At 38.6% G+C, this 14,092-nt stretch carries 14 protein-coding genes; 4 read left to right on the forward strand and 10 right to left on the reverse strand.

The genetic code is table 11. The annotated features are described in order from the left end of the window. Nucleotides 1–2: 2 nt before the first annotated feature. The 3 genes from A5482_RS10340 (at nt 3) to A5482_RS10350 (ending at nt 4,186) form a co-directional block, all read left to right on the forward strand. Nucleotides 3–752, forward strand: a complete 750-nt coding sequence (locus A5482_RS10340) for a methyltransferase (RefSeq protein WP_069789486.1) — start codon at nt 3–5, stop codon at nt 750–752. A 46-nt stretch (nt 753–798) separates the two neighbouring features. Continuing rightward, nucleotides 799–1,566 (forward strand): fatty acid desaturase, encoded by a 768-nt coding sequence (locus A5482_RS10345; protein ID WP_069789487.1) that lies wholly within the window; start codon nt 799–801, stop codon nt 1,564–1,566. Between the two features lie 271 nt (nt 1,567–1,837). Beyond that, complete coding sequence (locus A5482_RS10350; protein ID WP_242411871.1) at nt 1,838–4,186, forward strand: NACHT domain-containing protein; 2,349 nt, start codon at nt 1,838–1,840, stop codon at nt 4,184–4,186. Nucleotides 4,187–4,194: 8 nt separating this feature from the next. Here A5482_RS10350 and hsdR read toward each other — a convergent pair whose 3' ends face one another. Beyond that, nucleotides 4,195–6,579, reverse strand: coding sequence for an EcoAI/FtnUII family type I restriction enzme subunit R (gene hsdR, locus A5482_RS10355; RefSeq protein WP_069789489.1), 2,385 nt, complete (start codon nt 6,577–6,579; stop codon nt 4,195–4,197). A 282-nt stretch (nt 6,580–6,861) separates the two neighbouring features. Here hsdR and tnpA point away from each other — a divergent pair, with 282 nt between their 5' ends. Further along, complete coding sequence (gene tnpA / locus A5482_RS10360) at nt 6,862–7,263, forward strand: IS200/IS605 family transposase (protein ID WP_069789490.1); 402 nt, start codon at nt 6,862–6,864, stop codon at nt 7,261–7,263. A gap of 109 nt (nt 7,264–7,372) precedes the next feature. Here the strand turns inward: tnpA and A5482_RS10365 are convergent, their stop codons facing one another. From A5482_RS10365 to A5482_RS10405, 9 genes are all read right to left on the reverse strand, one after another. After that, a complete protein-coding gene (locus A5482_RS10365; protein WP_069789491.1) occupies nt 7,373–8,221 on the reverse strand; it encodes a restriction endonuclease subunit S in 849 nt (282 codons plus the stop codon). A gap of 408 nt (nt 8,222–8,629) precedes the next feature. Further along, a complete protein-coding gene (locus tag A5482_RS10370) occupies nt 8,630–9,799 on the reverse strand; it encodes an N-6 DNA methylase (RefSeq protein ID WP_242411872.1) in 1,170 nt (389 codons plus the stop codon). A gap of 59 nt (nt 9,800–9,858) precedes the next feature. Then, nucleotides 9,859–10,179: a type I restriction-modification system subunit M N-terminal domain-containing protein gene (locus tag A5482_RS10375; protein ID WP_069789492.1), complete on the reverse strand. Its 321-nt coding sequence runs from the start codon at nt 10,177–10,179 to the stop codon at nt 9,859–9,861. Nucleotides 10,180–10,544: 365 nt separating this feature from the next. Continuing rightward, on the reverse strand, nt 10,545–10,946 hold the full coding sequence (locus A5482_RS10380; protein ID WP_069789493.1) for a phage holin family protein: 402 nt from the start codon (nt 10,944–10,946) through the stop codon (nt 10,545–10,547). A 104-nt stretch (nt 10,947–11,050) separates the two neighbouring features. Further along, entirely contained in the window at nt 11,051–11,233 is a 183-nt protein-coding gene (locus A5482_RS10385; protein WP_069789494.1) for a YqaE/Pmp3 family membrane protein, read from the reverse strand. A 52-nt stretch (nt 11,234–11,285) separates the two neighbouring features. Continuing rightward, nucleotides 11,286–11,585, reverse strand: a complete 300-nt coding sequence (locus A5482_RS10390; protein WP_069789495.1) for a hypothetical protein — start codon at nt 11,583–11,585, stop codon at nt 11,286–11,288. A 62-nt stretch (nt 11,586–11,647) separates the two neighbouring features. Continuing rightward, entirely contained in the window at nt 11,648–12,184 is a 537-nt protein-coding gene (locus A5482_RS10395) for a Dps family protein (protein WP_069789496.1), read from the reverse strand. A gap of 89 nt (nt 12,185–12,273) precedes the next feature. Further along, nucleotides 12,274–12,765 carry a YsnF/AvaK domain-containing protein gene (locus A5482_RS10400; RefSeq protein ID WP_083260356.1) on the reverse strand — a complete coding sequence of 164 codons (492 nt, stop codon included), beginning with the start codon at nt 12,763–12,765 and terminating at the stop codon, nt 12,274–12,276. 218 nt (nt 12,766–12,983) lie between these two features. Next, nucleotides 12,984–14,084 (reverse strand): YsnF/AvaK domain-containing protein, encoded by a 1,101-nt coding sequence (locus A5482_RS10405; RefSeq protein WP_069789498.1) that lies wholly within the window; start codon nt 14,082–14,084, stop codon nt 12,984–12,986. Nucleotides 14,085–14,092 lie beyond the last annotated feature (8 nt).

Below are 14,092 nucleotides of genomic sequence, written 5' to 3' on the forward strand. Positions count from 1 at the left end.
CTATGATTATTAACCCAACTAAAGAAGCAATTAAGGTCTATCCATCAGATAGCGTATCTCAGGAGATATTTTTCTGTCCCGAAGAATCACTGTTTTATGCTCAATGTCTGGAAAAAATGGTTTTAAATGTCGAGCAGGACTTTACTTCTGTTATTGAGTTTGGGGCAGGAGATGGTACACCCGTGATCAATTGTTTACTAAAGAAAGAGTTTAATGGCTTTATTAATGGTTATGAGTTAAATTCTGAGGCTTGTGAGGTGGCAAGGTTTCGCATTGAACGCCACAACCTTAACCGTAAGTACGTTGTTCACAACACTTGCTTTTTTAAAAATAGAAAATTTAAAGATAACTGTTTAATCTCTAATCCCCCTTACCTTCCAGCGGTGGATAATAATATTTATCTCCCTTCTTTACATGGTGGAATCGATGGCTCATCTATCACTAAGCGACTTCTTTCCCTAGATTGTCATAGTGCCATGTTAATGATTTCTGCTTATTCTGATCCCGTTGGCATTATTGAATATGCGATCGCCCAAGGTTATCAAGTTGATGATTTTATCGCTTCACCCATGAGCTTTGGTTATTATAGTTCTGAACCTAAAGTGAGCCAAAGAATAACCGAACTTCATAGGCACTACAAAGCCTTTTATTCCCCAAATATTTATATTCTTGCTGGTGTTCTCTTCAAAAAGTGCCATAATTTAAAAGCGGATTTATCTACAGAATTAATTAAGATAATGACTGCCTTGTAAATTGGGGTTAATATTTAAAATTTATTGAGACAAGTTCTACTTTTTTATGACAGATGAAACACGATTTAATTCATCTTTACACAACTCCAATCCTTTGATTTCTTCAGGAATTGCCATAAAGGGAGTGGCGATCGCCCTTTTGATTATTTCCCTATGGGGGTTCAGTTTTGGGTTTCTTTTGAGTGCCGTAACTGTAAAGCAAACCTTAATCTGGTGGACATTGATAGCAATATTGTGGCAAACATTCCTCTGCACGGGGCTTTTCATCACTGCTCATGATGCCATCCATGGATCAATTTTTCCCAAGCATCCTCAAATTAATTACTTTTTCGGCTCCCTAACCCTGTTACTCTATGGTTTTTTCTCTTATGATTGGTTGCGAGAAAGTCATTTGCAGCACCATGATTCCCCCGCTAGCGAATCTGACCCTGATTTCCATGACAGCAACGGTCAAGCTGAAAATCCGTTTGCGTGGTATCTCTGCTTTATGCAAGGGTATTGGAGTTGGTGGCGATTTGTGGGTTTAATTGTCACTGCTGTGAGTGTGCATGTTTTTTTGAAGATCAACTATACTAATTTGATCTTATTTTGGGCAGTTCCTACCCTTTTAAGTTCGTTTCAGCTTTTCTATTTTGGAACTTTTCTGCCCCATCGCAAACCCATAGACGGTTATCAAGATTCTTATCGCACCCAAAGTATTTATCGCCCTTTTCTTTGGTCATTTCTTACCTGCTATCATTTTGGCTACCATAAAGAACATCATATATATCCTGATATACCTTGGTGGAAACTCCCCGCAATAGTTTTGAAATAGACCAATATACCTACGTGCTGCACTTAAGTGTTATGTATTGAAGACAGCAAAAAAACCTTGATTACAGACTGAATAAAAACTAAAAAGATCTTATATTTATCCATGTTTATATCCTTAAATCTTTGTTAAGCAATGGTTTTAACTCAATACTTGCCACTAATATCTATGTTTACGTTTGTTACAAAAATTTAGACTTGGCGTTGATATACTTAAGTAAAAGTGTTAACATCGAGCGGTCAGACAAATTTTTGATTTTATAAAATATAAAACTTTGTATTCTGAGTCTAAATATGAAAGTTATATCTTTATTATGGTCAAACGATCGCTCCAGGCATCCTCTTCAGGAATTCAAAAAGCTAAACGAGCATTTGCTCTAAAGGGTTGGACACAGGAAAATTTGGCAGCGGAGGTGAACTTAAAGACTCGTCAACCAATTTGGCGATTTTTTTCTGGACGACCCGTTGATCGCTGTACTTTTACAGAAATTTGTGGAATACTCGATTTAGAGTGGCGAGAAATTGCAGATAATCCCCCAGCAAAGTTTCTGGAACCAGGAGAAACCGCCCCTATAAATATTGATAATCTGGTAATACAGGTGCGATCGCAACGTAAAGAAACCATACAAAACCAGTGTGGCATCTTGCAGTTATTAGATATTAATCATCCCGTCAGCATTGACGAAATCTATGTCGATGTTAATATTTTGGAAGAAATTGCCAGTCAACAATGGTTTGAGATTTCTGATTTACAAAAATTAGAACCCACCGAATTTAATCGCTTTGGTTTGGGAGAGGTAGAGCAAAAACAAATATCGGGAATGGAGGCAGTGCAAACCTACTCCAAAGTTAGGTTACTAGGTAAATCAGGGGTGGGCAAAACCACCTTTTTGAAACATCTGGCTATTCAGTGCGATCGGGGAGAATTCGCCCCCCATCAAGTGCCGATTTTTATTACTCTCAAAGACTTTGCCGAAGAATCTAGTCGGGAAGATGCGAAATTTAGCCTCTTAAATTACATTCATCAAGAATTTATCATTTCAGGAATTTCAAGCCCATCTGTACCTGAAACTTTAGTCAAAGAGGGACGAGTTTTACTATTATTAGATGGCATGGACGAGGTTCTAAAAAAGAACATGACACAGGTTACTCGGGAGATTCGGAGGTTCTCGAAAAAATATCATAAAAATCAATTTGTAGCCACCTGTCGCACCGCCGCCCAAAAACTGCAACTACAAGGCTTTACCGATGTAGAAATTGCCCCCTTTACCCAAGCTCAAATCATCATCTTTGCCCAAAAGTGGTTTGCAGCCTTCACTCCCAAGACTCTTACCTCTGGACAAGAAGATCCCTCTGCTCAGTTTATGGAGAAGTTGAACTTGCCCGAAAACTGGCAGTTTCGTCAATTGGTGACTACGCCTCTGTTTCTTCATCTCGCCTGTTGGGTATTTCATGGACAGGAAAAATTTCCTGCTAAACGCTCTGATTTTTATAAGCAAGGGCTAGACTTATTACTGAGTAAATGGGATGAAACCAGAGGAGTTGAAAGGGATGAGGTTTATAGAGGATTTTTGTTGCCACAAAAACTTAAACTGTTGAGTCAACTTGCAGCGGTAACTTTTGAGCAAGGGCAGTATTTTTTCGAGCAACGGGTGATTGAACAATATATTGAGGATTATCTACGAAATTTGCCTAGTGCAACCTTAGAGCCAGAAGAGTTTCAACTTGAGAGCGAGGCGATCTTAAAATCCATTGAGGCTCAACATGGGTTACTCACAGAACGAGCCAGGGGAATCTTTTCCTTCTCCTATCTTGTGTTTCAAGAATATCTCACGGCTCGAAAAATTGTTGCTAGTTATAATTTGCGGGCATTAGAACAAGCCTTAGGAGGACTGGTGAGCCATATTAGTGATCCTCACTGGCGGGAAGTCTTTTTATTAACGGCAGCTATGTTACGGAGTGCCGATTCTATGGTGCAGTTGATGAAGCAAGAAATTGATGCTTTGGTGGCTCAAGACCCATATTTACAAGAATTTTTGATGTGGGCCAGTGAAAAGTCCCAGACTATTCCCACTCAACCTAAATTTGCCACCTCACGGGCGTTTTATCTTGCCCTTGCCAACTCACCTCATACTGCGGCTAACTTTGCCCTTGCCACTACCCTAGACCAAGGAATGTTTTTGGATGCAGCCTTAGATAACTTGTTGTTAGAAGTTGCGATCGATCATAGTCAAGATTTTGCTTATGTTAATGCTTGTAGTGAGGCACTCAACAATATTTTGACAATGGTTTTGGATGCTGGATTTTATAAGTCCGTGCAACAATTAAAAGAACAATTACCACCTTCGAGCCAAAACCAAGAAATGCTCGAGAAGTGGTGGGAAAGGCACTACTCGGCTTGGGTAGAACAGTTGAGAAAAATGATCATCAAATATCGAAATATTAACCACCCTTGGCAGTTTAGCCCTGAGCAACAGCAAGTATTGCAACGCTATTATGATGCAAATCAACTGCTGATCGATTGCTTGAATAGTAACTGCGAAATTACCACGGTAATTCGACAAGAAATTGAAGCTACCTTGTTGTTACCTCAAAAGGAATTAGAGGATCGAGAATGGCAATAGTTGCTACTCTAATTAATATTATATAACTGTGTTTGTAACTCACGAACTGCTTGAGAATAACCTTTTGTACTGCCAAATAACTGGGCTATTTCCATAGGTGTACCCATTTGGGAAAAAGGATCAATTTTTAAGATTTGTGGCTCAATTACCGCTTCTATGCCCTCATCGGCATATTTATCTAATAACCCATCTAATACTTGTCGTGCTTGTGCGCCATATTTGCTAAAGTAATCCCGTTTTTTAACTTCTCTTGCTCTTTCTTGACGAGTTAAGGGGGGTACATCCCAGACGATATGACAGATTAGGTCAAAGGGATCATAATTTTTGCCCACTTCTTGGGTTAAGGCAGGGAAAAATACTCCTGCTTGGGCTAATTCTTGGATGATGATTTCTTTCTTTTCTGCTTTACTCCATTGACGCAAAAATTCAGTGAGAGATTGATATTTTTGATTAACGGTTTTGCGGGTATAGTCTTTTAAGGATTCGGTGATTAATTTTCCTTCTGCATCGTAATATTGCACTCTTTCGGAAGCAACTCTTACTTCTACATCATTGACTACATATCGCTTAATTTCATCTTCGTTTGTCCATGTTCCCCAGTGGGCTGATGGTTCGGAGGCTTTATTGTTACCCTTATTTTTATGGTTTTCTGGATACTTGTAAGGCTCATCGGGGTTATCAAAATCGTCGGGAGGTACGGGGGAATCTTCGAGGTTTTTCGGCTCATATATCTGCACTGGATCGCCGTCAAAGTCTGGATCTGCAAAGAGTTCGGTAGCTTTTTTAAAGTCGATGATGGTAAAGTAAAATTTATCGTATTCTTCGTTTATCCTTGTACCTCTACCGATGATTTGTTTAAATTCGGTCATGGATTGGATGCGTTGATCGAGTACGATTAGTTTACAGGTTTGGGCATCTACTCCTGTGGTCATTAGTTTGGAGGTGGTGGCGATGACGGGGTAAATGCTTTCGGGAAAGATGAAGTTATCTAATTCTGCTTTACCTTCTGGGTTGTCTCCTGTGATGCGCGTGATGTATTTGAAGTTTTGGGCAACCAAATCGCTATTGGCGTTGGCTAGGGCTTGGCGCATTCTTTCTGCATGGTCTATATTTTCACAAAAAACGATCGCCTTTTGATACCTATCAGTGCTTTTAAGAAATTCAGTAATTTTTTGGGCTACTAATTCGGTACGTTTTTCGAGGATTAAGGTTTTATCAAAGTCTTTTTGGTTATAAACTCTATCTTCGATGGGGTTGCCATATTTATCGATTTGTCCTTTTTGGGGGCGCCATCCTGACAAATCTTTATCTATATCAATTCTCACGACTTTGTAGGGGGCAAGGAAGCCATCATCGATGCCTTGGCGTAGGGAATAGGTGTAAATGGGTTCGCCAAAATAGTCGATATTGGATACATTTTTGGTTTCTTTGGGGGTGGCAGTCAAGCCGATTTGGGTGGCTTCGGAGAAATATTCTAAAATTTCTCGCCATGCAGAATCTTCGGCGGCGCTACCTCGATGACATTCATCGATGACGATTAAATCAAAAAAGTTGGGGCTAAATTGTTTGTAGATATTTTGGCTTTCTTCTTTTCCTGTGATGGCTTGGTATAGACAGAGGTAAATTTCGTAAGATTTGTTGGCTTGGCGTTTTTGAATTTTGGTCATGGCTGACCCAAAGGGTTTAAAATCATTACTCATGGTTTGATCTACAAGGATATTGCGATCTGCTAAAAAGAGGATTCTTTTTTTATGTTTTGACTTCCATAGGCGCCAAATAATCTGAAAGGCGGTGAAGGTTTTACCTGTGCCTGTGGCCATTACTAATAATATTCTTTGTTGCCCTTGGGAGATGGCTTCGATGGTTTTGTTGATGGCTAAAAGTTGGTAATAACGGGGGGTTTTTCCGCTTCCATCGTTGTAATAGTCTTGGGTGATGAGTTTTTGTTGTTGTTCGTTTAACCCCTGAGATTTTGACCACCAGCCCCACAATATATCAGGGCTAGGCATTTGCTCAAATTCGATTTCCTGTTCTATGTTGCCGTCTGTATTAAGTTTGTTGTGAAATAAGAGGCGATCGCCATTACTACTAAAAACAAAAGGTACTTGCAATAAATCAGCATACTCCAAAGCCTGTTGCATTCCATCCCCCACACTATGCTTATTATCTTTGGCTTCGATGACCGCAAGGGGAATATTCGGTTGATAAAATAATACATAATCAGCACGTTTTTGTTGCCCACGGGTGTGAAGTTTGCCCCGCACAATGACACGTCCTTTGGTAAGACTAAATTCTTCTCTGACTTGGGTTTGCAGATTCCATCCTGCTTTGATGAGCGCTGGGGTGATAAATTTTGTACAAATATCTCTTTCTGACAACTCTTTTTTATTCAAATCTCAGCCACTCCATAATCAGTATAAAAACATTGAAAAAGAGGTTGTAATTCTAAAACAATATCTTCTTTTATATTAATAGTATAACGACAAATTATATTTGAATCATTGCACCTAAACCCCATACAAACATTAAATGATTAACTTTTAATATCGCCGTGCAATAAATTTCACGGCTACCGCAATTTCGTTTAATAAATTAAACTTTTTTGTTGTTGATTATTAGTGAAACAATAAATTTTCCTTGTTAAAATTATTGTTATTGAAAAAGCTAACAGTCAAATGGCATACTGGCACTTATACTATCATATTGTTTGGGCAACAAAAGAAAGAATACCATTAATTTCAACATCCATAGAAGAAAAACTATATAAATACATTATTGACAAATCCAAAGCACTAAAATGTAAAATACATATAATTAATGGTATGCCAGACCATGTCCATTTAATAGTATCAATTCCACCCACCATTACTATCTCTGAATATGTTAGAAAAATTAAAGCTAGTAGTTCTAATTTTATTGGTAAAAATTACAATAATAGCTTTTATTGGCAAGATGGTTATGGGATATTTAGCGTCGGAGTTCAAAATTTCCCCATTGCTATTAACTATGTAAAAAACCAAAAACAGCATCATCAAAATAAAACTACCATTACTGAATTAGAAAAATTTAGCCCTTAAGAATAATATCTTAGTTCAATTCATTGAACGTAATTCTATTAGCCGTGTAATTTATTACACGGTGGTATAAAATCACCCTTAACCCTTCTTAATAAAACAAAAATTAACCTTAAATTTGGGCAATAAGGGCATTTAAAAGGCTAGTTTGTTTTTCTGTTTGGTTGGTTATTTTTTCCTCTAATTCGTCACATAGTTTCATCAATATCTCTATTTTCTCTACTATTCTCTTTTGTTCTTCTAATGGTGGTAAGGGTACAATAGTATTAATAATTTTAACTCTTGAAATATTTGGTTGTGCTGCACCTGCACCTTGTAAAATAAAATTTTGCTTAAGTGAAATTAATAATTTACTCAAAAAAATATTATCTATTTGTGAAAAAGTTTGACAAGCACAAACAGCTTGATTTGTTGTAGCTTCAATTTCTAAAATTCCTACATCTCCTATATTTGCCCCATACATAGCGATTAAAATAGAGCCAATAGGATTTAAATCTAATGAACATTTTTGTAAAGCCTTTAATGTTATTGTTTCATCTGTTTTTGAAATTAATCCTTGTTTAACCTCACCTGATTTTATCCAAGGAATATTGCCGTTATAAAAAGAAGGATTTGTGCGACTAGGAGTTGAACCAGATTTCCAAAATCCAAAATCATTAAGTCTCGCCCATTCCCAACTGTCGGGAATATTATAGGGAATTTCATCGGCAGTAATTTCTGGGAGGGGTTTTGATTTTTTGAGCTTTTTCTCATCAATTAACCGTTGCTTTTCCGTTTCAATGTCCTTTAATAAATCCCGTGCTGGTGTATCGTCAGGGTTTTGGGGTACAAGTTGCCCTTGCATTGCCAAAGAAAGAATCAACTCTCGTAACTTGGGTATGCCTTCGGGCGCGGAAAAAGCGGTGGTGAAATATTGATCTAAAAGTTTGATCGTGGCAGTTTCACTTTTAGAGATTGTCATAGAAATTTTTGTACCCCATAACGATTGATTCTGTAACTATACCAGACCCTCACCCATTGTCTTTTCCCCCCTTTAGTAAACAGGGTTTTTGAAAGTCGGGGTAAAATTGTATTTCGTAAGTTCAATTCATTGAACGAAAACTGTTAGCTTTGTCAATTTATTGCAAAGCGAGATGAGGATTCATAACGATTATCTCAACGTGTAATGAATTACACGTCTAATAGATACCGTTCAATAAATTGAACTGAATTTGCCTGAAAAATATCATGGTTTTTCATGAAAATTGATTTGTTAATCAGTAAAAATGGCTAGATTTTTTATCAATTATAGTTTTCAATTAAACCAAATTTTGAGAATGAAAAAAACCTGTTTAATAAGGGTGTTAGGGGGGGTCAAATATAACAAATTTTATTTTTTTAAAGATTCTGTTAATTCTGTTTTTAGTTCATCCTGAATTTCTTTAACCTGTTGTGATAACTGGGTAAATTCTTCCATCAAATCTTCGGGTTTACCATGATTAATAGATTCTTGGTAAGGATTTTTAGAATCAATATTATAATTTTTGGCGATAATTTCCTCCACAGATACCGCCCAAGCAAATTCGTTTTCTTCCCGTTTCTGCCACCATGCTTTTTCCCTGTCAAACTCTTTAATGGTTAGGGGTTTTGAGCGAGAATAAGATTTATAACCTTGAGGATAGGGATGTTCAAAAAACCAAATTTTTTCGGTGGGTTGGGTGCGGTCAAAAAATAAAATGTTGGTAGAAATGCTGGTATAAGGACTAAATACCCCCTTGGGTAAACGGATGATGGTATGGAGATTAAAATTGGTTAAAAGTTCTTGTTTGATGGCTGTTTTCACCCCTTCCCCAAATAAAAACCCGTCTGGCAAAACGATCGCACCTCGCCCCGTATCTTTTTTTAATAGGTGCATAATCAACGCCATAAATAAATCGGCGGTTTCTCTGGTTTGGTATTTCTTAGGAAAATTGTTCTCGATGCCGTCTTCTTCTACCCCTCCAAAGGGCGGATTGGTGAGGATGACATCCACCTTATCTTTGGTTGTATAATCTCTGAGAGGACGAGAGAGGGTGTTATCGTGGCGAATTTTGGTAGGTATATCAATACCATGCAACATGATATTGGTCATGGCCAACATGTGGGGTAAGGGTTTTTTCTCTACCCCTTGGATAGTATTTTCGATGGTTTTTTGATCATCGGGGTTTTTGACTTGTTTTTGTAAATAGTCGATGGCACAAGTGAGGAAACCACCAGTACCACAGGCAGGATCGAGGATTGTTTCCCCCAACTGGGGTTTTAGTATATCCACCATAAATTGAGTAACGGCACGGGGGGTGTAATATTCCCCTGCATTCCCCGCTGATTGTAAGTCCGCAAGGATTTTTTCGTAGATGTCATTGAATAAGTGGCGATCGTCTGAAGAGTTAAAATCTAAGTCTTCTTGGATGGTGTTGATGACTTGACGTAATAAAGTACCCGATTTCATGTAGTTATAGGCATCTTCAAATACCGAACCGATTACCCTGCCCTGCTCAGAAACGCCCGAAGCGGTGGCCAATGCTTTGAGGGTAGGAAATAACTCGTTATTGACAAAATCGATTAAGTAGGTAGGTGTAATTAAATCGATCTAGCCAAAAGGTTTAAGCCTTTTATTAATAAAGGTTTTGGTAATACTAAACCCACTATTAATAACGCCAACTTACTTAACTCATCCCCTGTGATGCCTTCGTCATTTTTGGCCCAAGATGACCAACGAAAACGCTCTGGTAATGGGGATTGGTAATGGTCTATGGTAAATTCCCATTCTTGTTCTTTATCATCAAATATTTTTAAAAATAGCATCCATACTAATTGACTAATGCGCTGCGCGTCGCCGTCAACCCCCACATCTTTGCGCATAATGTCTTGGATACTTTTGATCAAAGTTGCGATCGCCATATTTTTTTTGATAAATTGATAAGATAACTGTACTTTAGACTAATTTGAACTGTAAGAAGCTATGATCCTTATACAGCAAGAATTTTGACTATTCTTATCCGTTTAATGTAAAAAATATAAAACATACGTCATATAAGGGTTTCAGCGTTTAAAATTAGATTTAGTCTAAACTCAAGAAGATAAAGAAACAATCTTTTACCAAAAATTTGGGTTTAAAGCCATTGATGAGGGCATCGCAATAAATATTTTCATTATGGGATATACCCTCAAAACTTTGGTAAAGCTAAGATTATACATATACTACTTTAGGAAAGGACTTTCCTTTTGTAAAGGCTCTTAACTCAACCATCGGAAATCAGGAAAATTTAATGGGGGGAGTTTTCAATGGTGGGTGAAGAAGAGAATTGACCAATATTCTTTTCGGCAAAATAAGTATTTAAGAAGGTACTAGCAAATGATAGGATAACTGGCCCTAGGATGAATGCCAATAAACCACTTACCATAAAACCAGGGGCGAACAAAGAGGCTAACCAAAAACAAAAGCCGTTGACAACTAAGGAAAATAGCCCTAATGTCACAAAATTAATGGGTAGTGATAGGGTAGAAAGCACTGGTCGAATGACGGAGTTGACGAATCCGATGACAACCCCTGCAACTAATGCGCTGGGAAAGTTGGCAATGTTTACCCCTGGTACAACCAAATCAACGATCAGTAAACCTAATGCTGTTGCTAAAGTAGTAACTAGATATCCGATGATATTATTCATATTTTTAATCCAATAAACGACGTGATAACAATGAGTTTTGCTTGAGCAGTTTTGATGTTAAGCGCTCACCCATTAGAGCTTTTAGATAGATTAACTGCTTATTTTTAAACAGTTCCGTTCAGTTCTTGGTCTTCTTTTGCGATCGCCCATACTGCATGAATACTGCCAGGAATCCAACCGAGTATGGTTAATCCAATGTTGATAAATAGTGTTGAGCCAACCCCAAACTTTAGGAAAACAGCCACAGGGGGAAGCAGGATGCCGAGAACGATATATAGTAATTTCATGGTTTTTAATGTAAATTTTATTAAATGAATAAGAAAAGGAATAGATAAATTGTTATTTAGCCTTGATTTGATTTTTCAAAAAGTTTTTTAACTTTTGTTTAATAACGTCTTCTTGACGAGCCGTCTTTGATCCAGCTTTGGCAAATTGATCCGTTGTTTCCTCCTGCTTTTGCTCGAGAGGGATGGTGTTACTGCTTTGGGCTTCAGATTTTGTGGTTTGATACCACTTTTTTGCCTCGTCCAATTGATGCTTGATTTTGTCGTAGCGATCGCCATGGCGCAACGCCAATTTTTGATCTAGTTCAGCAATTCTTGTTCTGATAAGTCCCAATAAATCGACAGTTAGTATCATGGGTTATGTTCCTCCATAGTTGGGTGGTTCAATGTCTTTTGAGAGTCAAAAGGAGTAGTTTCCTAAACCCCCACGGCTTTTTTGTCCACCTTAGGCTTTTTACCATTTGTTTTGAGCGTTTCTCCCTCAATGAAAGAACGCAACATCCAAGCTATTTGTTCATGTTGTTCCATCAAGCCTGTGAGAAAGTCAGCAGTCCCTTCATCCTTAAACTCCTTGCTACATTGCTTAACCTGTTCACGCAAATTTCGCACGACCTTTTGATGATCTTCTAGCAGTTGCGATACCATCTCCGTCGCACTAGGAACATCACCAGGATGCTCTTTGAGAGAACAAATTTTGAGAAATCCTTTCATGGTTCCTACGGGATAACCACCCAAGGTTCTGATACGTTCGGCAATAACATCTACATTGATAGTGAGAGCTTCGTAATGAGCGTGCCATAGCTTATGCAGAGTCATAAACTGCGGCCCCACAATATCCCAATGATATTTCTTCGTTTTGACCAGTAGTACATAGGTGTCTGCCAAACTTTGATTGAGCAAATTGATCACCCCTTGACGTTGTTTATCTGTCAGTCCGATATTGATTGTTTCCATGGATAAATCTCCTTAATTTCATGATGGGCGAAGTGCTGAGCCATACTGATTGCAAAATAAAAATGATAATGCAGTCAGTGGGAAAGTCTTTAAATGGGGCGGTTTTCAGCGCGATTAGAACGGTTGTCAATAGCAGGATTTCCCTGAGTATCCACATCTAGTTCTTCCCGACGTAGATTTTCTTCGGCGTTAATGGTTTCTTGGTTCACCTCTTTTCCGATGGTGACTTCCTCATGAACAAAAACTTCTTTACGAATATCTGGGGTATCTTCATAAATTTCCATGCGAACAGTATCATCATCATGAAAGGCATCAACATTATCCGTAGCAACCGTCTCGCCATTCATAGGAACCCTTTCAATCACAATATGCTCCTTTTCAATGGGCATGGAAACACGGGCGGTTTCTGATTCAGTGTGCTTATCAATGACCACCTCCCCTGTTTTGATGCGTTCTTTATCGGCAATCATGCGCTCTTCGTACAACTTCACTGTTTCAGCATCAGCTAGTGAAACGGGTTGGGTCCTAACTTCGTTAGGATCAAGGGGTTTTTTAATCTTTGGTGCGTTATTTTTCATCATTGTTACTTCAAAATATATTATTCTGTTTAGTCTTCTGACTTTCTACACCATTACATTGGGGCGGGTTAAATCGTGTTTGATATGTTATGAGAATGTATATCTTGTATCAATAAGTTTCAACTCTTAACTTTTTAGGGGGTTACAGTCATAAAAATAGGAAGTCCAGCAATTATGCACTGAACTCCCTTTTAATTTGAGTTTTTCTTTAATTTAGGGGGTTAACGGCGAGGGTTATCACTGCCATTAGAACTATTATCCATAAAAGGATTGCCCTGAGTATCCACATCTAGTTCTTCTCTACGTAAATTTTCTTCTGCGCTAACCGTTTCTTGAGTTACTTCTTTTTCGATGGTGACCTCCTCACGAACAAAAGTCTCTTTATAAATGGTAGGAGTATCTTCGTAAACCTCCACCCGAACGGTATCACTGTTATGAAACGCATCAATATTATCGGTGGAAACCTTCTCACTGCTTGGGGGAACTGTGACAATCACAAGACGCTCTTTTGTGAGTGGTACCGCAACGTTAGCCGTTTCTACTTCCACGCGCTTACCAATTTCTACCTCACCTATTTTTTGGCGGTCTTTATTCATAACCATACGTTCTTCGTGCAATTTCACTTTTTTTACATCATTTGATGAAGTGGGCTGATTGCTTTCTGGTGAATGAGTAACTGGTTCGGAGGGTCTTGGAGTGACTTGATCATTCATTTCAAGGGAAGGGGCCGTATCATCAGTATGGTTTGCGGTAGCCGATTCCTTTGTAGGAACGTCATATACCCCCCATTCTTCAATGCCTCGATGATTTAAGATGGCTTTTGCCTTGGCAATTTCCCCATCTGTGCCATCAATCATCACTAAATATTCCCCTGCAGATACTCGATCATTATAAACTTTGGCTCGTTCTTCAGGAATACCTAGCCCAATTAATGCCCCTACCAAACTTCCTGCAGCGGCTCCGATCGCCCCTCCTGTAACTGTGGTCGCCAAACTGGTGGCAACGGCTCCAGCCATCAAAATAGGGCCAATACCAGGAACAGCCAAGACACCAAGACCCACCAGTAATCCTGTCAGAGTACCTAAAGCTCCACCAGACAAGGCACCCATTTTTGCTCCATCATCGGCTTTGTTCCCTGTGCGATCGTTGCCATCGGTTTTGCCCCGTGCCATGGTTTCATTTTGCTCTAAGTCTTGAGCCACCACAGACACCTGATCCATGGGAAAACCAGAATCTTTTAATTCATGAAGGGTCTTTTCAGCGGCCTTACGAGTAGGAAAAGTACCAATCGCCCGTTTATTTCTGTTGTTATTTGTATTCATTTTTATGT

It is taken from the genome of Cyanobacterium sp. IPPAS B-1200, from assembly GCF_001747005.2.
Taxonomy (GTDB): Bacteria; Cyanobacteriota; Cyanobacteriia; order Cyanobacteriales; family Cyanobacteriaceae; genus Cyanobacterium.

Excerpts from the sequence above, each read along its gene's own strand:
- A5482_RS10340 (WP_069789486.1), top strand. The coding sequence starts at position 3 with ATGATTATTAACCCAACTAAAGAAGCAATTAAGGTCTATCCATCAGAT.
- A5482_RS10345 (WP_069789487.1), top strand. The coding sequence starts at position 799 with ATGACAGATGAAACACGATTTAATTCATCTTTACACAACTCCAATCCT.
- tnpA (WP_069789490.1), top strand. The coding sequence starts at position 6,862 with ATGGCATACTGGCACTTATACTATCATATTGTTTGGGCAACAAAAGAA.
- A5482_RS10365 (WP_069789491.1), bottom strand. The coding sequence starts at position 8,221 with ATGACAATCTCTAAAAGTGAAACTGCCACGATCAAACTTTTAGATCAA.
- A5482_RS10375 (WP_069789492.1), bottom strand. The coding sequence starts at position 10,179 with ATGGCGATCGCAACTTTGATCAAAAGTATCCAAGACATTATGCGCAAA.
- A5482_RS10380 (WP_069789493.1), bottom strand. The coding sequence starts at position 10,946 with ATGAATAATATCATCGGATATCTAGTTACTACTTTAGCAACAGCATTA.
- A5482_RS10385 (WP_069789494.1), bottom strand. The coding sequence starts at position 11,233 with ATGAAATTACTATATATCGTTCTCGGCATCCTGCTTCCCCCTGTGGCT.
- A5482_RS10390 (WP_069789495.1), bottom strand. The coding sequence starts at position 11,585 with ATGATACTAACTGTCGATTTATTGGGACTTATCAGAACAAGAATTGCT.
- A5482_RS10395 (WP_069789496.1), bottom strand. The coding sequence starts at position 12,184 with ATGGAAACAATCAATATCGGACTGACAGATAAACAACGTCAAGGGGTG.
- A5482_RS10400 (WP_083260356.1), bottom strand. The coding sequence starts at position 12,765 with ATGATGAAAAATAACGCACCAAAGATTAAAAAACCCCTTGATCCTAAC.
- A5482_RS10405 (WP_069789498.1), bottom strand. The coding sequence starts at position 14,084 with ATGAATACAAATAACAACAGAAATAAACGGGCGATTGGTACTTTTCCT.